Source organism: Mesorhizobium sp. M0119, assembly GCF_040322615.1.
In the GTDB taxonomy this organism is placed as follows: domain Bacteria; phylum Pseudomonadota; class Alphaproteobacteria; order Rhizobiales; family Rhizobiaceae; genus Mesorhizobium.
Genome location: NZ_JAMYTU010000044.1, coordinates 1 through 26,779, shown reverse-complemented (window position 1 = coordinate 26,779; position 26,779 = coordinate 1). Strand labels below are relative to the sequence as shown.

Annotated in this window: 29 protein-coding genes; 15 read left to right on the top strand and 14 right to left on the bottom strand. The window is 63.1% G+C overall.

The window, feature by feature from the left end:
• Window positions 1-10: 10 nt before the first annotated feature.
• Window positions 11-1,015, bottom strand: a complete 1,005-nt coding sequence (locus NKJ40_RS26840) for a cytochrome d ubiquinol oxidase subunit II (RefSeq protein WP_352468653.1) — start codon at window positions 1,013-1,015, stop codon at window positions 11-13.
• A complete protein-coding gene (locus NKJ40_RS26835; RefSeq protein WP_352468652.1) occupies window positions 1,012-2,385 on the bottom strand; it encodes a cytochrome ubiquinol oxidase subunit I in 1,374 nt (457 codons plus the stop codon). The genes NKJ40_RS26840 and NKJ40_RS26835 overlap by 4 nt, the downstream gene beginning before the upstream one ends.
• 263 nt (window positions 2,386-2,648) lie before the next feature.
• Between NKJ40_RS26835 and NKJ40_RS26830 the strand changes: the two genes are divergently transcribed.
• From NKJ40_RS26830 to NKJ40_RS26815, 4 genes are all read left to right on the top strand, one after another.
• Complete coding sequence (locus NKJ40_RS26830) at window positions 2,649-3,575, top strand: ABC transporter ATP-binding protein (RefSeq protein ID WP_352468651.1); 927 nt, start codon at window positions 2,649-2,651, stop codon at window positions 3,573-3,575.
• Between the two features lie 14 nt (window positions 3,576-3,589).
• Entirely contained in the window at window positions 3,590-4,351 is a 762-nt protein-coding gene (locus NKJ40_RS26825) for an ABC transporter permease (protein WP_292656992.1), read from the top strand.
• 165 nt (window positions 4,352-4,516) lie between these two features.
• Complete coding sequence (locus tag NKJ40_RS26820; protein WP_352468650.1) at window positions 4,517-5,008, top strand: MarR family winged helix-turn-helix transcriptional regulator; 492 nt, start codon at window positions 4,517-4,519, stop codon at window positions 5,006-5,008.
• Window positions 5,005-5,685 carry a GNAT family N-acetyltransferase gene (locus NKJ40_RS26815; protein WP_352468649.1) on the top strand — a complete coding sequence of 227 codons (681 nt, stop codon included), beginning with the start codon at window positions 5,005-5,007 and terminating at the stop codon, window positions 5,683-5,685. Before NKJ40_RS26820 ends, NKJ40_RS26815 begins: the two co-directional genes overlap by 4 nt.
• Before the next feature lie 103 nt (window positions 5,686-5,788).
• Here NKJ40_RS26815 and NKJ40_RS26810 read toward each other — a convergent pair whose 3' ends face one another.
• Window positions 5,789-7,780 carry a PhoX family protein gene (locus NKJ40_RS26810; protein WP_352468648.1) on the bottom strand — a complete coding sequence of 664 codons (1,992 nt, stop codon included), beginning with the start codon at window positions 7,778-7,780 and terminating at the stop codon, window positions 5,789-5,791.
• A gap of 202 nt (window positions 7,781-7,982) precedes the next feature.
• Between NKJ40_RS26810 and NKJ40_RS26805 the strand changes: the two genes are divergently transcribed.
• The 4 genes from NKJ40_RS26805 (at window position 7,983) to NKJ40_RS26790 (ending at window position 11,513) form a co-directional block, all read left to right on the top strand.
• Window positions 7,983-8,321, top strand: coding sequence for a hypothetical protein (locus tag NKJ40_RS26805; RefSeq protein ID WP_352468647.1), 339 nt, complete (start codon window positions 7,983-7,985; stop codon window positions 8,319-8,321).
• Window positions 8,322-8,335: 14 nt separating this feature from the next.
• On the top strand, window positions 8,336-9,037 hold the full coding sequence (locus NKJ40_RS26800; RefSeq protein ID WP_352468646.1) for a phosphatase PAP2 family protein: 702 nt from the start codon (window positions 8,336-8,338) through the stop codon (window positions 9,035-9,037).
• Between the two features lie 312 nt (window positions 9,038-9,349).
• The gene (locus tag NKJ40_RS26795; RefSeq protein WP_292656925.1) at window positions 9,350-9,619 is read left to right on the top strand and encodes a helix-turn-helix domain-containing protein; all 270 of its coding nucleotides are present in this window, start codon (window positions 9,350-9,352) and stop codon (window positions 9,617-9,619) included.
• 181 nt (window positions 9,620-9,800) lie between these two features.
• Window positions 9,801-11,513, top strand: coding sequence for a SulP family inorganic anion transporter (locus tag NKJ40_RS26790; protein WP_352468645.1), 1,713 nt, complete (start codon window positions 9,801-9,803; stop codon window positions 11,511-11,513).
• A 13-nt stretch (window positions 11,514-11,526) separates the two neighbouring features.
• On the opposite strand, the gene NKJ40_RS26785 is transcribed toward NKJ40_RS26790, so the two are convergent.
• A complete protein-coding gene (locus tag NKJ40_RS26785) occupies window positions 11,527-12,387 on the bottom strand; it encodes an SMP-30/gluconolactonase/LRE family protein (protein ID WP_352468644.1) in 861 nt (286 codons plus the stop codon).
• A gap of 115 nt (window positions 12,388-12,502) precedes the next feature.
• Here NKJ40_RS26785 and NKJ40_RS26780 point away from each other — a divergent pair, with 115 nt between their 5' ends.
• Complete coding sequence (locus NKJ40_RS26780; protein ID WP_352468643.1) at window positions 12,503-13,306, top strand: helix-turn-helix domain-containing protein; 804 nt, start codon at window positions 12,503-12,505, stop codon at window positions 13,304-13,306.
• Window positions 13,307-13,432: 126 nt separating this feature from the next.
• Here the strand turns inward: NKJ40_RS26780 and NKJ40_RS26775 are convergent, their stop codons facing one another.
• Genes NKJ40_RS26775 through NKJ40_RS26765 form a run of 3 tightly spaced genes read right to left on the bottom strand, consistent with a single transcriptional unit; the run spans window position 13,433 to window position 15,689 of the window.
• A complete protein-coding gene (locus NKJ40_RS26775) occupies window positions 13,433-14,233 on the bottom strand; it encodes a C40 family peptidase (RefSeq protein ID WP_352468642.1) in 801 nt (266 codons plus the stop codon).
• 41 nt (window positions 14,234-14,274) lie between these two features.
• A complete protein-coding gene (locus NKJ40_RS26770) occupies window positions 14,275-15,219 on the bottom strand; it encodes a CHAD domain-containing protein (protein WP_352468641.1) in 945 nt (314 codons plus the stop codon).
• Complete coding sequence (locus tag NKJ40_RS26765) at window positions 15,216-15,689, bottom strand: CYTH domain-containing protein (RefSeq protein WP_352468640.1); 474 nt, start codon at window positions 15,687-15,689, stop codon at window positions 15,216-15,218. The genes NKJ40_RS26770 and NKJ40_RS26765 overlap by 4 nt, the downstream gene beginning before the upstream one ends.
• 88 nt (window positions 15,690-15,777) lie before the next feature.
• Here NKJ40_RS26765 and NKJ40_RS26760 point away from each other — a divergent pair, with 88 nt between their 5' ends.
• The 4 genes from NKJ40_RS26760 to NKJ40_RS26745 are packed head-to-tail and all read left to right on the top strand — an operon-like array spanning window position 15,778 to window position 19,506.
• Window positions 15,778-16,494 (top strand): CerR family C-terminal domain-containing protein, encoded by a 717-nt coding sequence (locus tag NKJ40_RS26760; RefSeq protein WP_352468665.1) that lies wholly within the window; start codon window positions 15,778-15,780, stop codon window positions 16,492-16,494.
• Window positions 16,491-17,444 (top strand): HlyD family secretion protein, encoded by a 954-nt coding sequence (locus NKJ40_RS26755; protein ID WP_352468639.1) that lies wholly within the window; start codon window positions 16,491-16,493, stop codon window positions 17,442-17,444. The genes NKJ40_RS26760 and NKJ40_RS26755 overlap by 4 nt, the downstream gene beginning before the upstream one ends.
• Window positions 17,441-18,361 carry an ABC transporter ATP-binding protein gene (locus NKJ40_RS26750; RefSeq protein ID WP_352468638.1) on the top strand — a complete coding sequence of 307 codons (921 nt, stop codon included), beginning with the start codon at window positions 17,441-17,443 and terminating at the stop codon, window positions 18,359-18,361. Before NKJ40_RS26755 ends, NKJ40_RS26750 begins: the two co-directional genes overlap by 4 nt.
• A gap of 8 nt (window positions 18,362-18,369) precedes the next feature.
• Window positions 18,370-19,506, top strand: coding sequence for an ABC transporter permease (locus NKJ40_RS26745; RefSeq protein WP_352468664.1), 1,137 nt, complete (start codon window positions 18,370-18,372; stop codon window positions 19,504-19,506).
• 104 nt (window positions 19,507-19,610) lie between these two features.
• Here the strand turns inward: NKJ40_RS26745 and NKJ40_RS26740 are convergent, their stop codons facing one another.
• The 4 genes from NKJ40_RS26740 to NKJ40_RS26725 all read right to left on the bottom strand — a co-directional run bounded on the left by NKJ40_RS26740 (window position 19,611) and on the right by NKJ40_RS26725 (window position 23,664).
• Window positions 19,611-21,281 carry an FAD-dependent oxidoreductase gene (locus tag NKJ40_RS26740; RefSeq protein WP_352468637.1) on the bottom strand — a complete coding sequence of 557 codons (1,671 nt, stop codon included), beginning with the start codon at window positions 21,279-21,281 and terminating at the stop codon, window positions 19,611-19,613.
• Between the two features lie 130 nt (window positions 21,282-21,411).
• Complete coding sequence (locus tag NKJ40_RS26735; RefSeq protein ID WP_352468636.1) at window positions 21,412-22,074, bottom strand: glutathione S-transferase family protein; 663 nt, start codon at window positions 22,072-22,074, stop codon at window positions 21,412-21,414.
• Between the two features lie 92 nt (window positions 22,075-22,166).
• The gene (locus tag NKJ40_RS26730; RefSeq protein ID WP_352468635.1) at window positions 22,167-23,144 is read right to left on the bottom strand and encodes a threonine/serine dehydratase family protein; all 978 of its coding nucleotides are present in this window, start codon (window positions 23,142-23,144) and stop codon (window positions 22,167-22,169) included.
• Between the two features lie 202 nt (window positions 23,145-23,346).
• The gene (locus tag NKJ40_RS26725) at window positions 23,347-23,664 is read right to left on the bottom strand and encodes a hypothetical protein (RefSeq protein ID WP_352468634.1); all 318 of its coding nucleotides are present in this window, start codon (window positions 23,662-23,664) and stop codon (window positions 23,347-23,349) included.
• 180 nt (window positions 23,665-23,844) lie between these two features.
• Between NKJ40_RS26725 and mbfA the strand changes: the two genes are divergently transcribed.
• Window positions 23,845-24,828: an iron exporter MbfA gene (mbfA, locus tag NKJ40_RS26720; protein WP_352468633.1), complete on the top strand. Its 984-nt coding sequence runs from the start codon at window positions 23,845-23,847 to the stop codon at window positions 24,826-24,828.
• Between the two features lie 6 nt (window positions 24,829-24,834).
• Here mbfA and NKJ40_RS26715 read toward each other — a convergent pair whose 3' ends face one another.
• The 3 genes from NKJ40_RS26715 to NKJ40_RS26705 all read right to left on the bottom strand — a co-directional run bounded on the left by NKJ40_RS26715 (window position 24,835) and on the right by NKJ40_RS26705 (window position 25,820).
• Complete coding sequence (locus NKJ40_RS26715) at window positions 24,835-25,179, bottom strand: antibiotic biosynthesis monooxygenase family protein (protein WP_352468632.1); 345 nt, start codon at window positions 25,177-25,179, stop codon at window positions 24,835-24,837.
• The gene (locus NKJ40_RS26710; RefSeq protein WP_023679000.1) at window positions 25,176-25,508 is read right to left on the bottom strand and encodes an NIPSNAP family protein; all 333 of its coding nucleotides are present in this window, start codon (window positions 25,506-25,508) and stop codon (window positions 25,176-25,178) included. The genes NKJ40_RS26715 and NKJ40_RS26710 overlap by 4 nt, the downstream gene beginning before the upstream one ends.
• Window positions 25,509-25,604: 96 nt before the next feature.
• Window positions 25,605-25,820, bottom strand: a complete 216-nt coding sequence (locus tag NKJ40_RS26705) for a DUF1127 domain-containing protein (protein ID WP_352468631.1) — start codon at window positions 25,818-25,820, stop codon at window positions 25,605-25,607.
• Between the two features lie 69 nt (window positions 25,821-25,889).
• Here NKJ40_RS26705 and NKJ40_RS26700 point away from each other — a divergent pair, with 69 nt between their 5' ends.
• Window positions 25,890-26,564 carry an ArsR/SmtB family transcription factor gene (locus tag NKJ40_RS26700; protein WP_352468630.1) on the top strand — a complete coding sequence of 225 codons (675 nt, stop codon included), beginning with the start codon at window positions 25,890-25,892 and terminating at the stop codon, window positions 26,562-26,564.
• Window positions 26,565-26,779 lie beyond the last annotated feature (215 nt).

Sequence of the window (26,779 nt, the reverse complement as noted above, 5' to 3'; positions counted from 1 at the left end):
GTGATGCCGATCAGTCATAGGTCAGATCCGTCGCCTTGCCGGCGAACACCCGGTAGGCAAAGAACGAATAGAAGATGATGATCGGCAGCACGACGACCGTCCCGACCAGGATGACGGCCAGGCTTTCGGGTGCCGAAGCAGCCTGCCAGATGGTCAGCCGGTCGGGCACCACGAAAGGGTAGAACGACCAGGCGAGGCCGGCAAAGCCGAGTGTGAAGATCGCGGCCAATGTCAGGAACGGGAGCAGCGCGTGGCGGTCGCCGGGCTTCGGCAGATGGAAGGTCTGGCGCCATAGCCACAGGAACAGCACTGCCGACAGGATCGGCAACGGCGACAAATAGAGCATCGCCGGCCAGACGAACCATTTGTCGAAGATGCGCGCGCTGGCAAAGGGCGTGGCCAGCGATACCGCGACCATGCCGAGCGCGGTCAGCACCAGTGCCGTGCGCAGCCACAGCACCGCCTTCCTCTGCAGGTCGCCTTCCGTCTTGTAGATGACCCAGGCCGCGCCCATCGCCGCGTAGGCGGCGGCAAGGCAGAGTGCCACCAGCGCGCCGAAGGCGATGCCGCCAGCGCCGACGTCGAGGCCGAGCACATAGACGCCGAGCATATAACCTTGCGCCAGCGAAGCGATGACCGAACCGAGGAAGAAGATGCGGTTCCAGCGGTGCTTCCTGCCGGCCGGCACCTTGGCGCGGAAATCGAAGGCGACGCCGCGCAGGATCAAGCCGACCAGCAGTATGAAGACCGGAATGTAGAGCGCCGTCAGAATGGTGCCGTGCGCCAGCGGGAAGGCGACCAGCAGCAAGCCGACCGCCAGCACCAGCCAGGTCTCGTTAGCGTCCCAGAACGGGCCGATGGCGGCGATCATCGTATCCTGCTCGGTGTCTTCGGCTGCGGCAAACAGGATGCCGATGCCGAGATCGAAGCCGTCGAGGATGACGTAGATCAGGATGGCGAGGCCCATCAGGCCGGCAAAGATCAGAGGCAGCAGGGTCGGCCAGTCGAAGCTCATGATGTTTCTCCCGGTTGCGCAACTGGCTGCGACAACGGCCTGTTCATGACGCCCGGCAGCGGCGAGGTGTCACCATCCTTCGCCGCCTTCAATGCCAGATGCACCAACACGCCGAGATAGGCGATCAGCAGCAGCACGTAGAGGATGAGATAGACCGCGAGCGACAGCGCGACATGGCTGCCGGCGACCGGGCCGACAGCATCGGCGGTACGCAGCACGCCGGTGACCAACCAGGGCTGGCGGCCGATCTCGGTGGTGTACCAGCCGGCCAGCGTCGCCAGCCAGCCGGACAGCGCCATCGGCACCATGACCAGCGCCAGCGGCTTGGGCAGGCTGTGGCGGCGCTTGAGGAAGAAGGCCGCCGACCAGGAGACGGCGAGCATAAGGAGGCCGGTGCCGACCATGATGCGAAAGCCCCAGAACACCGGAAATACCGGAGGATGGTTGCCGGCATAGTCGTTCAGCCCCGGCACGATGCCGCCGGCGCTGTGCCTGAGGATGAGGCTGGCGCCGTCGGGAATGGTGAGCTCGAACCTGTTCTCCCTGGCCGCTTCATCGGGAAACGCAAACAGCACCAGCGGCACGTTGGGGCCGGTGTTCCAGTTGGCCTCCATGGCGGCGATCTTCTGCGGCTGGTGTTCCAGCGTGTTGAGGCCGTGCTGGTCGCCAGCAAAGATCTGGATCGGGATCAGGATCGCGGCGGTGAAGACGCCGGTGCGCAAGGCCTTCCACATCGATTCCGAGCGATCGCCGTAGAGATAGCGCAGCGCCGACAGGCCGGCGATCAGGAACGAGACGGTCAGCCCCGAAGCAAGCAGCATATGAACGAGCCGGTAGGGCATGGACGGATTGAAGACAACGGCCCACCAGTCGGTGGCGTGCGCCACACCATCGCGCATCTCGAAGCCGGCCGGCGTCTGCATCCACGAATTGAGCGCGATGATCCAGAAGGCGGACAAGGTGGTGCCGCCGGCCACCAGCACCGTCGCCAGCGTATGGACGCGGTTTGAGACGCGGCGGAAGCCGAACAGCATGATGCCGAGGAACGCTGCCTCGAGGAAGAAGGCCGTGAGGATCTCGTAGGCCAGCAGCGGGCCGGCGATGTTGCCGACCGTCTCCATATAGCCCGGCCAGTTGGTGCCGAACTGAAAACTCATGGTGACGCCGGAAACCACGCCCATGGCGAAGGACAGCGCGAATACCTTAACCCAGGTGAAATAAGCGCGCATCCAGGCGGAATCGCCCGTCGCGTTGTAGCGGACCTTGAAGAACAGCAGCACCCAGCCGAGCGCGATGGTGATCGCCGGGAACAGGATGTGGAACGAGATGTTCGCGCCGAACTGTATGCGCGACAGAATGAGCGGGTCCATGGCGGCTCCGGCTGCTGCTTGTTCGTAGAAGGATAGGCTTGATGCACCGCACGGTCAAAGCGGCGTCCCGCCGCGAGGCGGAACGCCGCAGTGCCGGTTAATCTGCTTTTGCGTGGAATTTGGCTGGACGACCGGGCAGGTGTTGCCTATTCCGGCGAACCTCGATGTCCAGAACTGTCAGGAGCGCCATTGACATCCGGATTTGCGAACCGACATTCAGCGGATTAAATCAACAACTCTGTTTCAAGCAGCCGTTTTCAGCCATGCAGCCGATCATCTCGATTTCCGGGGTCACCAAGACCTACGCCACCGGCTTCAAGGCGCTGAAGGAGATCAATCTGGATATTGTGCGCGGCGAGATATTTGCGCTGCTCGGGCCGAACGGCGCCGGCAAGACGACGCTGATCTCGATCGTCTGCGGCATCGTCAACCGCTCATCGGGTAACGTCACCGTCGACGGCCATGACATCAACCGCAACTACCGCGCCGCGCGCAGTCTGATCGGGCTGGTGCCGCAGGAACTGACCATCGACGCCTTCGAGAGCGTGTGGGCGACGGTCAATTACAGCCGCGGGCTGTTCGGCAAGCCGGCGGACAAGGCGTTCGTCGAAAAAGTGCTGCGCGACCTGTCACTCTGGGACAAGAAGGATGCCAAGGCAATCACGCTGTCCGGCGGCATGAAGCGCCGGCTGATGATCGCCAAGGCGCTGTCGCACGAGCCGCGCATCCTGTTCCTCGACGAACCGACCGCAGGCGTCGATGTCGAGCTGCGCCAGGACATGTGGGCGATGGTGCGCCGGCTGCGCGAGGACGGCGTCACCATCATCCTGACCACGCACTACATCGAAGAAGCCGAGGCGATGGCCGACCGCGTCGGCGTCATCAACCGCGGCGAGATCGTGCTGGTCGAGGACAAGGCCGAGCTGATGCGCAAGCTCGGCCGCAAGCGGCTTGTGCTGGAACTGCGCAGCCCGCTGGCCACCGTTCCCGACGCATTTTCGCGCTACGCGCTGGAGCTTTCGCCGGATGGCGGGCAGCTGACCTATACCTATGACAACCAGAGCGAACGGCCGGGCGTCGCCTCGCTGATCCGCGAGCTCGAGGCGGCCGGCATCCAGTTCCGCGACATCGACACGGAAAACAGCTCGCTCGAGGAGATCTTCGTCAATCTGGTGAGGAAACAGGCATGAACCCGCGCGCGGTCATGAATCTTCATGCGGTATGGGCGATCTATCGGGTGGAGATGGCGCGCGCTCTTCGCACCGTGCTGCAGAGCATCGTTTCACCGGTCATTTCGACGTCGCTCTATTTTGTCGTCTTCGGCTCGGCGATCGGCTCGCGCATCACCGAGATCGACGGCATCAGCTACGGAGCCTTCATCGTGCCGGGGCTGATCATGCTGTCGCTGCTGACGCAGTCGATCTCCAACGCGTCTTTCGCCATATACTTTCCGAAATTCGTCGGCTCGATCTACGAATTGCTGTCGGCGCCGGTGTCCTACCTGGAGATCGTCATCGCCTATGTCGGGGGTGCGGCGACAAAGTCGATCGTGCTTGGCCTGATCATCCTGGCGACGGCCTCGCTGTTCGTACCGCTGACGATCGAGCATCCGTTCTGGATGCTCGCCTTCCTGGTGCTGACGGCGGTGACCTTCAGCCTGTTCGGCTTCATCATCGGCATCTGGGCGAAGAGCTTCGAGCAGCTGCAGCTGGTGCCGCTGCTGATCATCACGCCGCTGACCTTTCTCGGCGGTAGCTTCTATTCGATCAACATGCTGCCCGGCATCTGGCGCACGGTGACGCTGTTCAACCCGGTGGTCTACCTAGTCAGCGGCTTCCGCTGGAGCTTCTACGGCAAGTCCGACGTTTCGGTCGGCGTCAGCCTCGGTATGACGGTGGTCTTCCTGCTCGTCTGCATAGCGATCGTCGCCTGGATCTTCAGGACCGGCTACCGGCTGCGAAACTGATCGACTGGCCGTGCCAGGCAAAGCAGCCTTATCGGTCAACGTTTCCTTTCCGAAGGCGATATAGGCCTGCGCCCGTGCCTGGAGCCGGCGCTTGAACGCTCGCGCTTGCTTTTTATGCATTGTTATATATCATGTTATCGATTTTCGCACGAGACGAAGTGACCTATGGAAGACGTCATACGATCGCTTGGTTTCCTGTGCCTGGGCAGCAGGATGAAGCGTATAGGCGAACAACTGCAAGCGGAGGCGCAGCGCCTGCTCGACCGGCTGGATGTCCCGGTTCAGGCGAGCCAGTACCCGCTGTTGGCCGCGCTCGACAGGCTGGGCCCGCTACCAGTCGGGGAACTGGCGCAATCCCTTGGCATCGCGCAGCCAGGCGTAACGCGAAGCGTCTCGCTTCTGGCCGAATTGGGACTGCTCGAGATCAGTCCGTCGACCGATGACCAGCGGCGCAGGATTGTCTCCCTCACCGGGGGCGGCCGGCGGCTGGTCGATGTCGCAAAGCGCGACGTCTGGCCTTGCATCGAGAACGCCGTCGCGGATCTGTGCGCGGATCTTTCGGGGCCTCTTCTCGATCAGCTGGCTGCCATCGAGGACGGCCTCGCCGCGGCTCCCCTCGACCATCGAGTAAAAAAGCCGAAGGATGCGGTGCAATGAGGCACCTGCTTGACCGCCCTATCTGGAGCGCGCTTCAGACGCGACATCGGGCCTTCGCGGAGGGTGACAACCTCGCCAGGCGATATCGGCCATCGATTGTTCCTTTCGCCGCCACTGGCGCGGACGACCCGGATAGCCTGCGGGCGCTCGAAAGGCTTGTCTCCCCGGGCGAGGGTGTGATCCTGCTTCAAGCGGACGCCATTGCTCTGCCCACGGGGCTTTCCGCGACTTCGGCCGCGGCCGGGGTTCAGATGATTGCCGAGCAGCCATTGCAGATCGTCTCCGACCCGCGCGTGCATCGTCTGACCCGAGACGATGCTGCTGAGATGCTCGCCCTGGCATTGCTCACCAAGCCTGGCCCATTCACGCTCGAAGCCTTGAGCCTGGGCGATTTTTGGGGTGTGAAAATCGAGGGCAGGCTTGCGGCGATGGCCGGCGAGCGCATGAAACAACCTGGCTATACCGAACTCAGCGGGGTGTGCTCACATCCGGAATTTCGCGGCGATGGCCTGGGCAAGCTGCTGTCCCTGTTCGTGGCAAACCGGATAGTGGCGCGCGGCGAAGTTCCCTATCTCCACGCCTATGCCAGCAACGCCACGGCCATTAGACTATACGAGTCCATTGGCTTCAGGTTGCGAAGCACAATGAATGTGGCCGTGGTTCAGCGCACCGAATAATTCGTCGGCGCATGATGCTCAGCACGGATGCATGCTGTATCCGGAAAGGAAGGATTTCGTATCGCCGAAATCCTTCCTTGAGACTGCAAGACCTTCCTGCGTGTCAGACCGCGATCTTGCCGCCACCTTGCCTGGTGATCGCAACGACCGCCGGGCGCACCGGCATGTCCGGCTTGAAGTCGGGCCAGCGGGTCGACAAATCCTCATAATAGGACGGACGGCCGAAAGCCTTCCAGTCCTCGCCGCCGTCGCCTGGATGCTGGACGGCAACGAAGGCGGTCTGGTCGTCCGGCGCAAACAGCGGGCCGCACATTTCGGCGCCGATCGGCACACGGAAGAACAGCTTTGATGTCGCCCTTGCCGGCCCTTCCGTGTCGACCGCCCACAGACCGTCGGTGCGGCCAGTGGCCTTCGGGCCCTGGCCGTCGGTAGCAACCCAGAGGCGGCCGGCCGAATCGACCGCGCAATTGTCCGGCATGCCGAACCAGCCATTGGCCGTGGTTGCGGTCGAGAAGGTGGCACCGACAGCCGCAACCGAGGGATCACCGCATTTCAAGAGCACCTCCCACTTGCCGTTGGTGGCGGCAAAATCGCCGCCGTCCTCGACGATCTCGATGATGTGGCCAAAGGCATTTTCGGCACGCGGGTTGGCGGCGTCGACCTGATCGGCCTTGCGCTTCGAATTGTTGGTCAGCATGACATAGACCTTGCCGTTGGCGACATTGGGCTGGATGTCTTCCGGACGGTCCATCTTGGTGGCGCCGAGCAGGTCGGCGGCGCGGCGCGTCTCGATCAGCACGTCGGCCTGGCTGGCAAAGCCGTTCTCCGCCGTCAGCGGCCCTTGGCCGAAGACGATCGGCAACCATTCGAGCGAACCGTCGTCGGCAAACTTGGCGACATGCAAGGTGCCGTCGTCGAGCAAATCCATGTTGGCGGCGCGATCGTCCGGGTTGAACTTGCCTGTGGTGACGAACTTATAGACGTAGTCGAAGCGCTCGTCGTCGCCGAGATAGAAGACGACACGGCCATCCTTGGCGACCATCGATTCAGCGCCCTCATGCTTGAAGCGGCCCATCGCGGTGCGCTTCCTCGGCACCGAAGTCGGATCCTGGACGTCGACCTCGACGATCCAGCCGAAGCGGTTCGGCTCGTTCGGCTCCTTGCCGATGTCGAAACGGTCGTAATGCGCTGCCCATTCATAGGCACCTTCGGGAATGCCGAGGCGCTTGTAATTGGCGGCTTCCCTATGGCCCTGCGGCAGCTCGCCCGAGAAATAGCCGTGGATGTTCTCCTCAGCCATGACATAGGTGCCCCATGGCGTGACGCCGCCGGCGCAGTTGTTGACAGTGCCGATGACTTTGGTGCCGCTCGGGTCGGCGCTGGTCTTGACGCGGTCGTGGCCGGCGACGGGGCCGGAGAGCGCGATCTCGGTGTTGGAGGTGATGCGGCGGTTGAGCTTGCCGTCGCGAATGACCTGCCATTTGCCTGATACCTTGCGGATCTCGACAATGGTGCCGCCATGCGCGGTCATCTCGACGTCGACTTGTTCCTTGCTGAGAGGCGCCTGCTTGGCTTTGCCGTCGACGATGGTGACGAGGCCCGGAAACATCAGGTGCGGATTGGTGTATTCGTGGTTGACCACCAGCAGGCCGTGCTCGGCCGAGCCGTCGATCGGGATATAGCCGACATAGTCGTTGTTGTAGCCGAATTGTCTGGCCTGGGCCTCCGCCGACTGTTTTGTCGGATCGAATTCCGGCGAATCGGCGAACAGCGGATCGCCCCAGCGCAGCAGTACATCGGCGTCATAGCCGGGTGCGACGTGATGCTTGTCGTCGATGCCGGCCTCGAGCTCGTCGAAAGCGAAGGCGGAGCCTTCGGCGGCGCGGGCGTTGTCGGCGGTGATCAGCGCCAGAGGGCTGACGGTAGCGGCTATGGCCGAGACGGCAAGCGAGCCCTTGAGGAAGCCGCGCCGCGAGAACCGTGCGGCGATGATTTCACCCATGGTGCGGTTGTCGGTGGGATTGGCTCCTGGCCCGTCGTTTTCCTCGAGCAGGCTGGTGCGGAAATGGGCGTCAGGGGAGCGATGTTCGGTCATAGGGGCATGCCTCTGGCTGGATGGATTGCTGGAGCGTGTTGCCTGGCCAGTCCGGTATCGCCGGCAGGTCACAGTTTGATGACATGCCGGCTAATTACCACTGCGATTTTGTATCCAGCATCGGCCCCGCTTGACCGCGACCGGCGCTTCGGAAACAAGAGCTGCGGCAGGCGCGTAAGGACCGCATCGGGAGGAACAAAAAGTGAGTTTCTGGGGACTTGGGCAGCTCTGCGTTTCGACGGTGATCTTCCTGCTGGCGGCGACGGCGGCGAAGCAATGGGGACTGGCGCCGAGCCTCGGCAAGATCGTGCTGACGTTGGCGCTCTATTCGCTCGGCAATCTGATCATGCTGAGGCTGATCCGTGAATTCGGCATGTCGGTGTCGTTCAGCCTGTCAGCGGTGATCCAGCTGGTGTCGGTGAATGTGGTGGCGCTGGTCTTCTTCGGCGAGCGCGTCAATGCCTTACAGGCAACCGGCATCGTGCTTGCCATCGCAGCTGTGGCGCTGATCACGCTCGGGCCCTATCTGCAAAGGCTGTAGCTGTGATCGGGCCGATGAAGAAGATTGCAAGCAGACTGCGCAACTGGCTGGAGTTCCCGGTTCTGCTGGCCGGGCTGATCATTGCCGGCGGGCTGTGGGGGTTCGAGGAGCTGATGGAGATGGCGCGGGCCACCACGCCGCATGCCTTCGATACCGAAATCCTGCTTGCTTTCCGCAAGGCCGGCCAGCCCGACAATCCGATCGGACCGGCGTGGCTGGAAGGAGCGATGCGCGACATCACCAGTCTCGGCAGCGCCAGCGTACTGGTGCTGATCACGGCAGCAATGATCGTCTATCTACTCCTTATCCGCAGGCCAGGCGCGGCGCTTCTCATGTTCGTCGCGGTAGCGGGCGGCCAGCTCCTGTCGAGCGTGCTGAAATTCGATATCGACCGGCCGCGCCCCGACCTGGTCTCGCATCTCGCCGATGTGGCATCGCTTTCGTTCCCGAGCGGCCACGCCATGCTGTCGGCGGTGACATATTTGACGCTGGGCAGCATGGCGGCGCGGTTCTTGCCTGGGCGGACAACGAAGATCTATGTGCTCGGGCTGGCGGTGCTGACGACGGTGGTGGTCGGCATCAGCCGCATCTATCTCGGCGTCCACTGGCCGTCCGACGTATTGGCCGGCTGGTGCGCCGGCTTTGCCTGGGCGATGCTGTGCTGGCTTGCGGCCCGGTTCCTGCAGCGATGGCTCGGGCGGGCCGGCGGCACCTGACTCATGTCAGTCGATTTGCGGTCAAATCAGCCTGTTGATCAGGCCATGGCCGCAGCCTGCCAGCAGGAAAACCATCGACAGCAAGGCTGTCGAGGTCGCCAACGCTTTGAATATCTTCACCTGCTCATCCTTTTTGAGTCGTCGCCTGTGAAATCGGGATCGCAATGGATGTCCCGCCAAACGATGCCGTAGCATGCTAGCGCATCGGCTGGCAAAGAGTGTTGCATGTTTCACATATGCAAGATGATGCTTGAACCATCATAATGAAGGTATTATACGTGATGCCGCAGACTCAGACGGGGGTTTTGGCCGATGATCACTGCCGCGCAGATGCGTGCCGCGAGGGCGCTGGCCGGCATCGATCAGAAGACGCTCGCCGAGCGCGCCGGGGTTTCGCTTCCAACCATTCAGCGCATGGAAGCGAGCGACGGCGTGGTCCGGGGCGTGGTCGATACGCTGATGAAGGTCATCCAGGCCCTTGAAGAGGCCGGGGTCGAGCTGATCGGCGAGAACCAGGCGAGCGAGCGTGGCGGCAGGGGCGTTCGCCTCAAGCCTGTCACGCCGCAGAACCCGCAGGGCTGACGGTACTGCCGCATCGCCGAAAATCAAATTCGATTTTCGGATAGTCCGATGCGCCGTTCAAAAGTGTTGGAGCGTATCTGTGCGCCCATTTGGACGCACGCCGCTCCAAGTCGCGACGGCGACCGCCGACAGTCCTGCCGACGATCCCGCCATCTTCTTGGTTTCATGGGGAAGGCACTCGATGGATCAGACCCGGCGGGCAGTGCATCAACCGGCGCGGCCGACATTTTCCGAACTGTTCACGCCGAAGCTGGTGACGGTGCTGCGCGAGGGCTATACGCTCGCGCACTTCAAGGCAGATGCCATCGCCGGGCTGACTGTCGCCATCGTGGCGCTGCCGCTGTCGATGGCAATTGCCATTGCTTCAGGCGTGACGCCGGAACGCGGGCTCTACACCTCGATCATCGGCGGCTTCCTGGTCTCGGCGCTTGGCGGCAGCCGTTTCCAGATCGGCGGCCCGGCCGGCGCCTTCATTGTGCTGGTGGCTGCGACAGTGGCGCGGGTTGGCGTCGACGGCTTGCTGCTGGCGACGATGATGGCCGGCCTGTTCCTGCTTGCCATCGGATATCTCAGGCTTGGCACCTACATCAAGTTCATCCCCTATCCGGTGACCGTCGGCTTCACCGCCGGCATCGCCGTCATCATCTTCTCCGGCCAGATCGTCGAACTGTTCGGGCTGAAGCTCGCCGGCAAGGAACCGGGGCCGCTGGTGCCGAAGCTGATGGCTATCGGCGAGGCGGCCGGAACGATCAACCTCGCCGCAACCGCGGTGGCGGCACTGACCATCATCACCATTGCGCTGTTGAAGCGGTTTCGGCCGAAGTGGCCGGCTATGCTGATTGCCATCGGACTGGCATCCCTCGTCGTGGCATTGCTCGCCATGCCGGCCGAGACGATCGGCACGCGTTTCGGCGGCATCCCGCGCAGCCTGCAATGGCCGGCCTTCCCGCCGCTTAGCCTCGACAGGATAATCGACGTGCTGCCGGACGCCATCGCCTTTGCGCTACTCGGGGCGATCGAATCGCTGCTGTCGGCCGTCGTCGCCGACGGCATGACCGGAAGGCGGCATCGCTCCAATTGCGAGTTGGTGGCGCAAGGCTTCGCCAATGTCGCCTCCGCTCTGTTCGGCGGCATCTGCACTACCGGAACCATTGCCCGCACCGCGACCAATGTGCGGGCCGGCGCGCATGGACCGGTTTCAGGCATGATGCACTCGGCCATCCTGCTTGCCCTGATGCTGGTGGCAGCACCGCTGGCCAGCTATATCCCGCTTGCAGCACTTGCCGGCGTGCTGGCGGTGGTGTGCTGGAACATGTTCGAGAAACAGGCCTTCGCCACGTTGCTACGCGCCTCGCGCGGCGATGCGCTGGTGCTGATGGCGACGTTCCTGATCGTCATCTTCCGCGACCTGACCGAAGGCATCGTCGTCGGTTTTGCGCTGGGCTCGATCCTGTTCATCGACCGCATGGCCAAGAGCATCGCGGTGGAGGCGGACCATCAATCCTTGGTGCAGGAAGACGTCGCCGACCGCGCCAGCGCCTATGATTCCAGCGAGGCGAGCGATGCCGACACCGTTGTCTACCGGATATCGGGCGCCTTTTTCTTCGGCGCCGCCTCGACTGTCGGCACCGTGCTGGACCGCATCGCCGACCAGCGCAAGAACTTCATCCTCGACTGTTCGGCGGTGCCGTTCTTCGATTCGACGGCGGCCAATGTCATCGAGGGCGCGGCCCACAAGGCGAGCCGCGCCGGCGTTCGGTTCATTATATCAGGCGCTTCACCGCAGATACGCCGCATGCTGATCAACCACGGCGTCAAGCGGCCACTGGTGACCTATGCCGCATCGATCACGGATGCGCGGGCGCAGCTGAAGAAGGCCGCGCCCGCCGCCTGAGCCGATGGCTCGCTTAGTCGAGGCCTAATGCCGCGATCTCGCCCTCGTTCATCAGCGGCACGAAGAGGGTCGACCTGCCGTCGGTGCCGATGTCAGCGCTGCCCGGCTTGAATGTCGCAACCGCCTGCGGCGTGCCGCCGGCTTTGTAGCGGTAGAGCGTGCCGGTCATGTAGGCGGTGGTATAGATGCTGCCGCCGATGGAAACGACGCCGTCGAGGTTGGCGATTTTTTCCGCGCCGGGCAGTGGCGAAACGGCCTTGGTGGCGAGATCGACCGAGAGCAGGCCGCCCGGCTCGGCGGTGCTGAAGTCGGGCTTGATGCCCTTACCCCACGAAGCGACGATCAGCCGGCCGCCATCGGCGAAGATGCCATTCGGTGACGCGAGCGCCGCATCCCTGACGAACAGTTCCGGCCGGTCGCCGTCGATGCGATAGATCGTATCGGCCAGCATATCCGTGACGTAGACCTTGCCGGATGCATCAGCGGTCATGTCGTTGAGGAAGACGGCGTTCGGCACGTCGATCGTCGACGCTAGCTTGCCGCTTGCGAGATCGACGACGCGCACATGCGTGATGTCGGCGACGTAGAGTTTGCCGCCGGCAATCGCCATGCCCTTGGGCGCGTCCATGCCGTCGGTCCAGTGTTGCGTGACTATCTTGCCGTCCATCGACAGGATCGACAGATAGCCGTTGCCGTCGGCTTCGCCGGGATTACCGACGATATTCGATATGATGATGCGTTTGCCGGCTGCATCGAACAGCGCCGATTCCGGTTGCTCGAGGCCGCCGGCGCGCCAGAGTTCAGCGGCCTGAACTGCCGGCGCAGTCGCGATGCCGACGATGGCGAAAAGTATCGGTGTGAAGAGGCTCTTCATGGCTAGTCTCCTGTAATGGACTGGCGGAGAGCTAGGCCTTTCGATACTTTTCGGGAAGATCTATCTGGACTAGTACCGAAGGCTGATACCAGATCGTGCAAAAGAGGTGCATCCCATGAACGGCCTGATCTTCGAAGCGCTGAAGCGGACGCTTAAGGCAAAGGGCGTCACCTACCGCGTCCTTGCCGAGCGGATGGGTGTTTCCGAGCCGACGGTGAAACGCATCTTTCATGAGCGCAACTGCAAGCTCGACAGGCTGATGGAGATCTGCACTGCCGCCGGCGTGGAGTTGGAGAACGTGCTCGGCTCTATGAACAGAGGACCAGGGCCCGCCAACCAGATCGCGCCGGAGATCGAGCGCAAGCTCGCCGGGCGGCCGGCACTGCTGTTCGTCTTCGTCATGCTTTCCGAGAAATTCACGCCGGAAGGCATCATGCGCTCACAAGGGCTGAGCGAGGCTTCGATGTTCCTCTATCTGCGCGACCTCGAGGAACTCGGCCTGATCGCGCTCGGTCGCGGCCTGTCGGCAAGGCTGCTGGTCGAGGCGCCGATCCAGTGGAATTTCGACGGGCCATTGCGGCCGCTGTTCGAAATGACGAACAAAAACTTCATCGGCTGGGCCATCACCCATCTTGAGCGCGAGGCGACATTCGTCAGCTTCTCCAGGCGGATGCGGCCGGAAACGGCGGAAATGGTCAGGCGCGAGGCGGAGGAATTGGCGGAGCGCGCCAAATTGCTTGCTCATCACGACCAGCACACGACGCCCGAAGACGGACTGGTCGGCTACAAATGGACGTTTGCGTTCGGCGCAACGCCGTTCCCGGTGATCATGCCGATCGGGCCACATCCGCGCGATGCAGGCGCGCGGACGGACGATCGAGTTGCGGCCGCCGCAAACGGACGGCGTCTGCCGGCCTAGATCAGAATGCAGAACGACCGAGTCCGGGCTGTTGGCGGCAGCCAGTCCGACTGAGCTTCGTACCCCTGAGTATCGGCCGCAAACCGGTTCTCGGAGGATCCCATGCTCAACCACAAGGTCGAACGGCTATTCGGCGGTCTTGTTCTCCGCCACCCTGTCATCCCAGACCATCTGCCGGTAGTCGAAGCCGTATTCCAGCGTCGGCTTGACGATACGGAAATAGGGCGACAGGTCGAAGTCGCGCGGCGTGTAGAGCGAGTGATGGCGGATGTGCAGGATTTCCCTGCGCGAATAGCTCGACTGGGCCGAGGCACGACCGGGCGCCCGGGTAATCTCGGGTAGGATCGGGTAGCGGATCCGGCCGTATGCCTCGGCGATCAGCGACGAGCAGATGGCGCGCGTCGGGTCGCCGGAACCGAAAGCCAGCATGCGGCGGCGCCAGCGCACCGGCACCGGCGGCGTCGGCAAGAAGTAGCGCAGCATGTCGAATATGTTCTTGAGATCGTATCTGAGACCGAGCCTGCCGATCATGAAGGCGACGACCGTGTCGCGGTCTTCGGGAGCCAGGCCGCTCGCCCGGCAGATGCGGGTGTTGTAGCTGCGATAGCGCGACAGCGGCACGGCGATGCAGCCATCGCCGAGCGTGACCTCGATCAGGCGCCGCCGTTCCGATCCGTCCTCCGGCTCCGGCAGCGCATCCCCGACATAGAAGGCGGCATGCGACCAGGTCGACTGGGTGAGGTATTTGATCGCCGCCGAGATCCTCTGGTTGCCTTCGATGAGCAGGATGTCGCCGGGCTCGAGCGTGCGGCGCAGCGTTTCGGCGTCCGACGGCGTGTAAGGCTCGTAGCCGGACGATTCCTCCTGCAGCCGGCCGGCAAGCCAGCGGCCAAGTCGGTCCAGAAGCGTGTCGCCGGGCTCGGTCATGCCAGACGGCGATTACCACAGGGCGGCAAATTAGACCATGATCAGCCCATACCAGGCGCGCCGGCGTCTTCGATCGGCGCAACTGTGAGGTCTTCGCGCGCTTTACGGGCGAGCTTCCTCGTCGAGCGCTTCGGACTGTCGCCGAAAAGCTCGGCCGCCTCGGCGAGGCAGGTCTTTTTCAGGCCCTTTTCCGAGCGCTTCAGCAGCTTGGCAAGCAACCGCGTGTCCTCAGGGGGGCCAAGCGGCTGGTCCTCTGCATCGAGAAGCGCGCGCATAACGAACACATCGTGCAGTTCGCCAAGCCGCTCGCCCAATTCGTCGACGGCCTTGCGCCGCGTCTTGATCGGCATCGGCCACAGCCGGCCGAGCAGCGACAGGTGCATGGCATGCGTCTTGGCCGCCTTGCGCAGATCGTGAAAGTCATCGGCTTCGCCGCGTGAAGCCGCCTTGTCCAGCGCTTTCCTGGCGCGGCGCAAAGTGGCGCGCGCGCCTTCGGCAAGCACGTCGGCAGCCTGCTCCGGCTGGTCGGGCAGAGCGAGCTTGTCGATCCGGACGACACCTTCCTCGCAAGCGGCGATCGCCGCGCCTATCGCAGCATCGAGGCCTGCTCCGCCATGCAGTTCATGCTGGCGCGCAACAAGCCTGTCACGCACGGCATCGAGACCGCCGCCGGCACTTTGCTCGGGAAAGCTTGCCGCTAGCCGGTCGATTGTTTCCACCAGTGCGGTCGCCTCACGCGGACCGGCAAGCAGGGCCGCCACCTGGCGGTAGCACTGGTTCTCGGTCACGCAGAATGTTTCGTCTCCGGAACGGACAAGGCGCAGCAAGGCGCGGACGTTCTTCAGCCGTTTGCGGCATTTGTGCAGCCCCTGTTCGGGCCTGTCACGCGCCGCGTTCAGATGGTCGAGCGCCTTGCCGATCTCCTCGGCGAGGATGCGCCGGACCTCTCCGGTCAGCGACATGCGCGGATCGATACGAAAGCTCATGCGACGATCTCCGGAATCCCCCCAAGGGCGAGCGACGCGTTGTAAAATCTCGGCTCGCCGGTGACCTCGCGGCCGAGCCAATCTGGCAGCATTTCGTCTGGTACATCCTCCGGCGTCTCGAGCTCGGCGATCACCAACCCCGCAAGCGTCCCGCCGAAGACATCGACTTCGTAACGATAGCCGCGGTGTCTAACATGGTGGCGTGTCTTCTCGATGACATGTCCGATGGCAAAGGCCTGCATCTCCTGCGCCTCCGCCAAAGGCACCGGATATTCGAATTCATCGCGCTCGCGTGCCTGGCTGCCGAACTTGAGCGTCAGCTTGGCGGCGGCGTCATCGCTGATGCGCACACGCACCGTGCGGCTGGGTTCGGCGACAAGATAGAATTGACGGATATGAATGTCCGCCTCGACGATTGCCCGCCATTCCTCACCTGAGACCAGGAATTTACGCTCGATTTCCTTGCCCATGGTCAGGCACTAAAGCGCGCACGGCCAGAGTTGGCAAGCCGCTTGACCGCACTTGACTTTAATCATTCGATTGATTAAATTGCCGGCCATGATCAAGTCGCCCAACGCCAGCGGCCTTCCTCATGAGGCGCCCAAGACCGCCGCAGATATGACGCGGACGGCACTCGTGCGCGCGGCGCTGAAGCTGTTCGGACGCCAGGGTTTCGACGGCACGTCGACGCGCCAGATCGCGGCTGAGGCCAAGGCCAATATCGGCTCGATCGCCTATCATTTCGGCGGCAAGGAAGGGCTCCGCAACGCGGCGGCCGACTACATCGTCTACACCATCCAGACCGTTGCCGGCCAGGCGATCGGCAATCTGCAGGCGCCGCCCGCGGCATTGGCGGATACCGAGGCCGCGCGGGCACATTTAGCCGTCGCGCTGGAGCGGATGGTCGCGTTCATCGCGGCAAGGCCGGAAGCCGGCGAGATTGTGCAGTTCGTCCTGCGTGAGCTGTCGCATCCAACCGCCGCGCTCGACCGTATCTATGATGGCGTGTTCGAACCGGCGCATCACCGGCTCTGCCTGATCTGGGAACAGGCGACGGGCGAGCCGGCCGAGAGCGAGCGCACAAAACTCACGGTATTCACGCTGATCGGCCAGGTCGTCTACTTCCGCATCGGTCGCGAGGCGGTTATGCGCCGGATGGGCTGGCGCGAGATCGGCGATGACGAGGCCGGCAAGATCGCGGCAACAGTAACCGACAATCTCAGCGCGATTTTAGCTCGGCGCGATTTGGCTGTACGGAAGGATCGTGGATCATGAGCCTGCTCTGTTCTTTGCCGCTTACCGCCCAGCTTTTCAGCGCCTGCGCGCCGGCAGCACCGCTCGCCGTCGGCTACGTCGAGGGCGATTATGTGCTGCTGGCGCCGATCGAGGTGGCGCAGGTCGAGACGATTGCGGTCAAGCGCGGCGACCGCGTCGCGCCCGGCACGCCGGTGGTGACGCTGGAAAACGCCGACGCCAAGATCGCCATCGCACAAGCCGAGGCGGCCCTTGCGCAGGCCCAGGCGCAACTTGCCGACCTACAGGTCGGCAAACGGCCGGAAGAGATCGCGGTGCTCAAGGCGCAGGTCGACATGGCCAAGGCGCAAGCCGCCGATGCTAAACGCCGATACATCCGCGCCAGCGATCTGTTCAAACGCGGCACCGGCACACAGGCCGACTATGATACGGCTTCCGCGACGCTGGAGACGGCCAACGCACAGGTCGGTCAGGCGGAGGCCAATCTCGCCGTCGGCGGCCTGCCGGCACGGCCGGAGACGATCAAGGCCGCCGACAATCAGGTCAGGCAGGCGCAATCGGCCCTGGAGCAAGCGCAATGGCGGCTGTCGAAGCGTGTGCTGACGGCGCCCTCGCCCGGCCGGGTCAACGATGTCATCCGCTATCCAGGCGACACGGCCGGTCCGACCGCGCCGGTCATCTCCATGCTGCCGGACGGCGCGGTGAAGCTTAGCGTCTATGTGCCGGAAAGCGCGTTCTCGTCGGTCGAGGTCGGCACGCTACTCAACGTCCATTGCGACGGTTGCGGATCGGGCGTGAAGGCTCGCGTCAGCTATGTGTCGCCGGATCCGGAATTCACGCCGCCGGTGATCTACTCGCTCGAGACCCGGCAAAAGCTGGTCTATCTGGTCGAAGCGCGGCCGGAGGGCGACGCCAGCGCATTGCAGCCCGGGCAGATCGTCGACGTCGATCTGGCGGGCATCGGAAAATGAACGTCATCGACGTGCACGGCCTGGTCAAACGCTTCGGCGACAAGACCGTTGTCGACCATGTGACGATGACGGTGGCCGAGGGCGAGATCGTCGGCTTCCTCGGGCCGAACGGCTCAGGCAAGACGACGACCATCCGCATCATGTGCGGCTTGCTGACGCCGGATGAGGGTGAAGGCACGGTTCTGGGCTTCGACATCCGCACCGACAGCCTGCGGATCAAGCGCGAAGTCGGCTACATGACGCAGAGATTCTCGTTCTACGAAGACCTGACGATTGGCGAGAATCTCGAATTCGTGGCGCGGCTCTACCGGCTGAAGCCGCTCGACGAGCATGTGGCTAAGACGCTTGAGGAGCTCGGCCTGACATCGCGCAGGAACCAGCTGGCCGGCACTTTGTCCGGCGGCTGGAAGCAGCGGCTGGCGCTGGCCGCCTGCATCATGCACAAGCCGAAATTGCTGCTGCTCGACGAACCGACGGCTGGCGTCGACCCGAAGGCGCGGCGCGAATTCTGGGACGAGATCCACCGGCTGGCCAGCGGCGGCCTGACCGTGCTGGTCTCCACCCATTACATGGACGAGGCCGAGCGCTGCCATCGCATCAGCTACATCTCCTATGGCAAGATGCTGGCCACCGGCACGGTCGAGGACGTGGTGAGGAATGCGGGGCTGACCACCTTCGTCCTGCAAGGTCCGCGGCTCGATCAGGTCGCTGCGGCACTTCATGGCCGCCGCGGCGTCGACCAGGTGGCGCCGTTCGGCGCGACGCTACATGTCGTCGGCTCCGACAGGACGGCACTTCAGGCAGCGCTCGCCGACGTCGAGAAGGAACACAAAGGCGTCAAGGTATCGCCCGGCGAGACCAGCCTGGAGGATGTGTTCATCCAGTTCATGTCCGGTTCGAAGGACAACATGGGATGAAAAACGGGATAGGCAGCATCTTTTCCTTCGCCAGGCTAGGCGCGCTGCTGATCAAGGAGTTCATCCAGATGCGGCGCGACCGCATCACCTTCGCCATGATGCTGGGCGTGCCGCTGATGCAGCTGGTGCTGTTCGGCTATGCCATCAACAACGATCCGAAGAGCCTGCCGGCAGCGCTGGTGGTCATGAGCAGCGATCCTTACACGCGAGCCATGGTTTCGGCGCTGCAGACCACCGGCTATTACCGCTTCGACCATGTCGCGCAAAGTGCCGCCGAAGCCGAATTCCTGATGGCGCGCGGCGACGTTGCCTTCGTCGTCACCATTCCCGCCGATTTTGCCCGACGGGTCGAGCGTGGCGACAGCCCGCAGATCCTGATCGAGGCGGATGCGACCGACCCGGCCGTCGCCAGCGGCGCCATCTCGACGCTCGGCACAGTCGCCAACCAGGCGCTGCTCAGGGCGCGCGGCATGCAGGAGACGGCGGCCGAAGCTGCCCGGGGCCAGCTCCAGGTGGTGGTGCACCGGCGCTACAATCCGGAAGCCGTCTCGCAATATAACATCGTGCCCGGCCTGCTCGGCGTCATCCTGCAGATGACGATGGTGATGATGACCTCGATCGCGCTGACGCGCGAGACCGAGCGCGGCACGATGGAGAACCTTCTGGCGATGCCGTCCAGCCCGCTCGAGATCATGCTGGGCAAGGTGCTGCCCTATCTGGCGGTAGGCGCCGTGCAGGTGCTGGTGGTACTGGCGGCCTCGAAGCTTCTCTTTGCCATCCCCTTCACCGGATCGATGTCGCTGCTGTTGACGGCCGTCCTGATCTTCGTCTTGGCGCTGGTGCTGCTCGGCTACACGATCTCGACGATCGCCCGCACGCAGATGCAGGCCCTGCAGCTCACCTTCTTCTTCTTCCTGCCGTCGATCATGCTGTCCGGCTTCATGTTCCCTTATCGCGGCATGCCGGACTGGGCGCAGATTTTCGGCGAGGTGCTGCCACTGACGCATTTCCTGCGCATCATCCGCGCGGTGATGCTGAAGGGCGCCGAGCTGCAGGCGGTGGCAACGGAGATCGGCTGGCTGGTGGTGTTCGTGGCGCTGTTCGCCGGCATTGCGCTGGTGCGGTTCCGCCGGACGCTGGATTAGGATCCAACCAGATCAGACTTGCTGCCGTCAATGGCCGATACCTGGGACCTTGCCATTTGAATCGGTCGGCGGCAACGAGCACTAGCGGACGTTGCTGGCCCCGCCTAGCTTCGGCGGCGGTGGGCCTTTTCTTCATTCGCCAGATACTGGTGGACGAACGCGATCGCCATGCTCCCCTCTCCGACAGCTGACGCAACCCGCTTGACAGGACTCAAGCGAACGTCGCCGCAGGCGAAAACGCCGGGCGCGCTGGTTTCGAGCAGATACGGGTCGCGGTCGTGCGACCAACCGCCGGCCTTCTTCACATCGTCCCCGGTCAGCACGTACCCTCGTACATCGCGCATGACATCGGTCGGCAGCCACTCGGTTTCCGCGTTGGCGCCAATGAAAACGAACAGCCCGCCGCAATCGTGCCGGGTCACCTCATTGTCGGCCTTGTCGAGAATGTCGATCGCCGTCAGGTGAGTCTCGCCGTGCACGGCGTGGACTTCGGATCGAAGCTGGACTCTGACGTTCGATTTCGCGCGCAGCTGCTCGATCAAATAGTGAGACATGCTGTCTGCAAGGGACGGGCCTCGCACGAGCAGTGTCACGCTGCGCGCATGGCCCGAAAAGTGCAGTGCTGCCTGGCCGGCCGAGTTGCCGGCGCCGATCAGGAAGACGTCCAGCCCATGGGTTGTGCTTGCCTCGCTGCGCGCCGCTCCATAATAGACACCCTTGCCGATAAGCCGGTCGAACCCGTCGATGGCAAGACGACGCCATGTCACGCCTGTTGCAAGAATGAGGCTGCGCGCCCGCACAACATCGGTGCCGTCGAGAAACAGATCGTGCGTGGCCGGATCGATGCCGGCGACGGAGCGGGTGACGAGGATTTCGGCGCCCAGCCGTCTTGCCTGCTGCAGCGCGCGACTGGCCAGTTCATCGCCGGAAATTCCGCTCGGAAACCCGAGATAATTCTCGATCCGTGACGATGTCCCCGCCTGTCCGCCAGGTGCCTCACGCTCGACGACAATCGTGCGCAGCCCCTCGGATGCGCCGTAGACCGCCGCCGCGAGGCCGGCCGGTCCGCCGCCTATGATCGCGACATCGTATTCGGTGCCGCGCGGGCGCGTCTGCAGCCCGAGGCGAATGGCCAGATCGCGCACGGCGGGATTTTCCATGATCTCTCCGTCCGCCAGCCGGGCGACGGGACCATCGAGCGGCGGCCTGCCCAGGGCAGACCAGAAAGCCTCGGCATCGGATGTATCGGGCAACAGCCAGGTGAATGAAATCTGGTTGCGGGCCAGAAACCGGCGCAGATCACCGCACGCCGTGTCCCAGCGATGGCCGACCAATGTCACACGCGGTTTCTGCGGCTCGGCCGTGATGCTCTGCAGTCCGCCCATCCGCTCGCGGGCAAGCGCGCTGACCTTCTGGGCCACGTCCTTTGAAACTGCGGCGATGGAATAGTACTGCTGAACCTCGATCCGCATGACGCGGGACGGTTCGGCGGCGCGATATCCGCCCGGAAAACCCGAGCCCAGCGCAATCGGCACTTCACCGAATATCGTTCCTGGCAGCCGCCAGCCGAGCGTCCGTTCGACGCCGTCGAAGGTCTTTACGACTTCGATCTTGCCGGCGAGAACCGCAAACAGCGCGGCCTCTCCGCCCTCGTGAACCGCGAATTCTCCGGGGCTGAGAAGGAGGTCGGCCGCTGTCCGCGCCAACCGCTCCAGCTCGCCCACCGGCAAACCCGAAAACAACGGGATGGCTCCCACTTCATCAACTGTCAGCATGGTCCCTCGCGGGAGCCAATTAGCGGTTTTTTCCCGTTTTTATCAACAGAAAAGGCAGAGTCTCGCCTTGACGGCTAGGTCGTGAAGCAGCGCGCCTTGAAAGCGGACTGGGTTGTGTCGATAGGCATGATCATTCGGATCGAGATTCATGCGGGCTTCCCGGGACCGGCGCCAATTCAGGCGCATTGAGCCCCTCGAAGGGATCGCGCCAGGCGTCGATTTCTTCAAGCTGCCGATACCAGCGGCCGACAGAAGGATAATCATCAAGAGGCAATCGGGCGACGTCGTTGAAGGGCAGAAACGTCGCCATTCGAAAGTCGGCGTAGGAAGCCGAATTTCCGACCAGCCATTCTCGCTGGGAAAGCTCGGCATCAAGTATTGCAGCGGCGGTACTGAAGTCCCTCAGGCCCTCCTCAACCCGCACCTGATCGATCGGGCCGAGCCCATAGCGCTGTTTGGTTCCGCGTTCGAAATGCACGATATCGCAGGCTCTTGCGAAGTTCTCTTTACCCCAACTCAGCCATCGGATCATCTCGGGTTCGTCGTCGCCAGTGCGCCAGAAATGCGAATGCGTGTCGCGTGAAAGCCGGCAGGCTATGGCGTCGGCCTCCCAGAGGCTTTTTCCCAAGCCTACGAGAATGGGCAACGAAAGATTGGGATTGAGCGGCCGAAAGCGCTCGGCCTGCCCCGGAGCGAAGGGAGAGGCGAATTCGAACTCGACCTTGGCTTTGAGATACCGTGCCACCGCGACCGCGAGGCGAGGATTGGGATTGCGGCTGAAGAACAGTTTCATCGATCTCAGTCTTTGAAGGGTACCGGTTCGACTGGGCGCAACGGAGGTTCGAGCGCCTCGAACCGGCACGTGACCTGGAATTGGTTGCTATCTTAGCTGGCAGCAATGATCTCGGCATAGGTGCTGAGATCGACATTGCCGCCGGAGAGCACCACGGCAAAGGATTTCCCGGCAAGGTCGATCTCGTCTGACGACAGCGCGGCCAAGCCGACGCAACCGCCAGGTTCGACGACCAGCTTCAGGCAAGCCATCGCATCGCGCATCGCCTGTGCTACCGCCTTGTCGGAAACGGCGATGGCGCCGGAGAGATTGTTGCGGTTAATCTCGAAAGTGATCGCGCCCGGCTCGGCGACGAGAAGGGCATCACAGATCGAAGTGTGGCCGGGCGCGTTCGACACCCTGGCGCCTTTGATCAGCGAGCGGCGTGTGTCGTCGAAATGCTCGGGTTCCACGGCCCAGACGGCGGTGCCCGGCGAGGCGTCCTTGACCGCGATCGAAATGCCGCTGCTCAACCCGCCACCGCCGCAGGGGACCACCACCGCATCGAGGCTGACGCCAAGCGCGCTTGCTTGGCGCATCAATTCGAGGCCTATCGTGCCCTGGCCGGCGATGATGGCCGGATCGTCGTAGGGCGGCACCAGGACCATGCCCTTTTCCACGTAAGGACGGACGACGGCAGTGCGATCGTCGCGGACCCGGTCGAAGGTGATCACTTCCGCGCCCATCTTCCTGACATTGACGACTTTCATCGCCGGCGCATCGGTGGGCATGGCGATGACGGCCTTGACGCCGAACATCGCCGCCGCGGCGGCAACGCCTTGCGCGTGATTACCCGACGAGAAGGCGACGATGCCGCGGGCGCGTTCTTCCGCCGAGAGCGAGGAGAGCTTGTTGTATGCACCGCGGAACTTGAACGAGCCGGTGCGCTGCAACGTCTCCGGCTTGAACAGGATCCTGGCGCCGAAGCGCTTGTTCAACTCCGGCGATTCGATCAGCGGCGTTTCGACGATCAGTCCGGACAATCGCACTGCTGCGCTGTGAATATCGGCGATGCCGGGAGGGGTGGTCATGGCTAGGTCCTGCAAGAGATGAGACCGCCTATGGTGTACGGAAAGGGAGGCCGCGCACCAATAAAAAAATGTGACCGTTACAATTCGTCTTGGAAGCAGGAGCGGGCGTGACTGTCACCCACCGCCTACTCGGCCCTGCGCCATGCATTCGTCGCTTCAATCGACAAATCGTTGCCGATTGACCGGCATGGCCTGGCGCTCCTCACCCCAACAGCGTCTTTTGCCGTTTGGGGCCGCCCATCTTGCGCCAGGTGTTGAAGCGGTGGGTGGCGGCGGCGAAGGAGATCTTCATCTGTTGGGCGACCGAATAGCGCGACTTGCCCTCGTCGAACAGCCGGTAGCAGCACTCGACGCCCTCCTCGGTCAACTTGCCGTCGGGAGCCTTGTTGTGCGGATTGGCGGGATCGAATTTTTCGACCTGCTGCTCGACCAGGCCTCTCAGACGCTGCAGATCCGCCTCAATATTGGCGATCAGGTCGAGAACCGGTTTGGGATCAAACGGCTGTTGTTTTTCCGGCATCTGTGGGTTCCTTTCTCTTGGTTCAGATTCGGTTATATAAGTGAACGTTTGCCGATAGCAACGGCGACGTCTTCGGGATTTTGAAGCCTGTACCTTTTGAACATAAGCGGAGCGCACACGATTGACCGGCGACGCGCGAGGTCATAGTTTAGAACCATTCTAAACTAGGGTGAATTTCTCATGCTTTCCCGCGTTTTCGGCATCGGCCGCCGTCCCTTTGAATCGCTCTCGGAACAGGAGATCCTGGCGCTCGCCATCTCCTCCGAGGAGGATGACGGGCGTATCTATCGCGCCTATGCCGACGGGCTGGCGGAGAGCTTTCCGCAATCGGCCAAGGTGTTCGAGGAGATGGCGGAGGAAGAGGACGGCCATCGCGATTCGCTGATCGAGCTTTACCGCAAGCGTTTCGGCGAGCGGATACCGCTGATCCGGCGCGAACATGTGAAGGGCTATTACGAGCGCAAGCCGGACTGGCTGGTGAGGCCGCTCGGCGTCGATCATGTGCGCAGCCAAGCCGAGGCCATGGAGCGGCAGGCCTACCTGTTCTATATCGAGGCGGCCAAACGCACAGGCGATGCATCGACGCGAAAGCTGCTCGACGACCTGGCGATCGCAGAACAGGGCCACGAGACACTGGCGCAGCGGCTGGAGCAAAAGCATGTGCCGGGCGCGGTCAAGGACGAAGAGGCGGCAGCCGAGCAGCGCCAGTTCATCCTGACCTATGTGCAACCGGGGCTGGCCGGGCTGATGGATGGGTCGGTGTCGACGCTGGCGCCGATCTTTGCCGCCGCCTTTGCCACGCATGATACGTTCCAGACCTTTCTGGTCGGGCTTGCCGCCTCGATCGGCGCTGGCATCTCGATGGGTTTCACCGAGGTGGCTTCCGACGACGGCAAATTATCTGGCCGCGGCTCGCCGGCAAAACGCGGGCTGACCGTCGGCGTCATGACGACGCTGGGCGGGCTCGGCCATGCGCTGCCCTATCTCATCCCGCTTTTCTGGACGGCGACCATTGTCGCCGCCGTGGTGGTTTTCTTCGAGCTGTGGGCGATCGCCTTCGTGCAGAACCGCTATATGCAGACGCCATTCTGGCGCGCCGCCTTCCAGGTGGTGCTGGGCGGCGCGTTGGTGTTTGCGGCAGGGGTGCTGATCGGGAATGCATAGCGGTCCCTAACCGTTCACCACCCGGCTATCTGCTGGCGCCTCGGCGCGTTCGGTCAGGCCGTAGTCGCGCACGACATGAGCGATGCGCAAACGATAGAAGGCGAAGATACCGTTACGCCCTGCCTTCTGCGCCTGCCGATGTTCCTGCGTGTTGCGCCAGGCCTTCACCGCGTCCTCGTCACGCCAGAAGGACAGCGACAGGATGCGGTTCGGATCGGCAAGGCTCTGGAAGCGCTCGATCGACAGGAAACCGTCGATGCCGTCGAGCAGTGGGCGCAGGTCGGCGGCGATGCCGAGATAGGCATCGCGCTTGCCCGCCGCCGGCTCGACCTCGAAGATGACGGCGATCATGGCTTCACCAAAGGAGCATGCGGCCCGGAGGCCAGCTTGAGGAAGATGCGATCCTCCTTCAGGATGAATTTTTCTCGCCGGGCGAACTCGTAGTTCGCCTTGCCGGCGGGATCGGCGGCGAGCCGGGCGCGGTAGGCTTCGTAGGCCGCAAGACTGTCGATGTTGTAGGCGGCATAAGCCGTGGTGGCCGAGCCTTCGTGCGGCGCGAAATAGCCGATCAGATCGGCGCCGCAGCGCGGGATCGCCTGCCCCCAATTGCGGGCATATTCCTCGAATGCCGCCTTGCCGAACGGATCGATCTCGTAGCGGATGAAGCAGGTGATGGTCATTTTCGCCTCCTTGGCGGTGGATGTTTTCTTGCGGTCACAGTTCGAGCCGGATCGAAACGTTCCGAAGATCGATATGCTAGGCAAATCCCTCGCTGATCATGCCTGCCAGAACGATTTCGCGCATTCGCGGCGGACGTCTTCAGGTGTCAGGCCAAGGTCACGCAGCAGATGATCGTCGATCTCGGCAAGGTCGAGACGCTGCAAATGACGGTCGTACCACCGCTTCAGGAGCCGCAGCCGCAAGCGGCGCAAGACAATGAACGGGAACGGCCGGCGAGTAGGCACGGCGCTGAGAATGGTCCTTGCAGGCATCGTCGTCTCCTTGATTTTGCATCGAGATTAATGCTTATCTGACGAGGATGCTTCGATGAGGAACGAACTATGCGCGAAGGACCTGACATAGCCCGCATTGCCAGCCTGGTGGGCGATCCGGCGCGGGCAAACATGCTGTCCGCACTGATGGGCGGCACGGCACTGACGGCGAGCGAACTGGCACTCGAAGCCGGCGTGTCGCTTCCGACAGCCAGCTCCCATCTGTCGAAGCTGATGGAAGGCGGGTTGCTGACGCTGGCGAGCCAGGGACGGCACCGCTATTACGGCCTCGCCGGCCCGCAGGTGGCAGGAATGATCGAAGCCATCACCGGCGTTGCCGCCGCGGTCGGGCCGCAGAGGGTGCGACCCGGCCCTCGCGACGCAGCCATGCGCGTGGCACGGGTCTGCTACGACCACCTCGCCGGCGAGCAGGCGGTGGCGATGCTGGACCGTCTTGTCTCTCGACAAGTGCTCCTGCGCGACGACAAGGAGATCCGGCTTGGGCCGTCAGCCGCCTCGCATTTCGCAGCGATCGGCATCGATGTCGAGAGCAAGGCGCGGCGACCGGTGTGCCGGGCCTGCCTCGACTGGAGTGTGCGGCGTTCGCACCTGGCCGGCACGCTGGGCGTCGCTATTCTCGACAAGATCCTCGCCGAGAAATGGGCGCGGCGCGAGAAGGACAGCCGTGCTGTGATCTTTTCACCGGTAGGCAAGCAGGCCTTCGAGAAGACGTTTCTCGCCTGACAGATCGCTTCGACGCGCTAGAACGTGTTCGTCGTTTTCACGGAAACGCCGAACCGCTGCATCTTTTTGTTTTGACGCAATTCCGGACGGAAAACCGTTTCACACTTTTCCTGGAATTGCTCTAAAGTATCCGTTTTGATCAAGGGGTTTTAGGGGCCCATTTTCGCTGCGCCTTGAGGAGAGCGTTTGCGAGGATGATGAGCTTTCGCATCAAT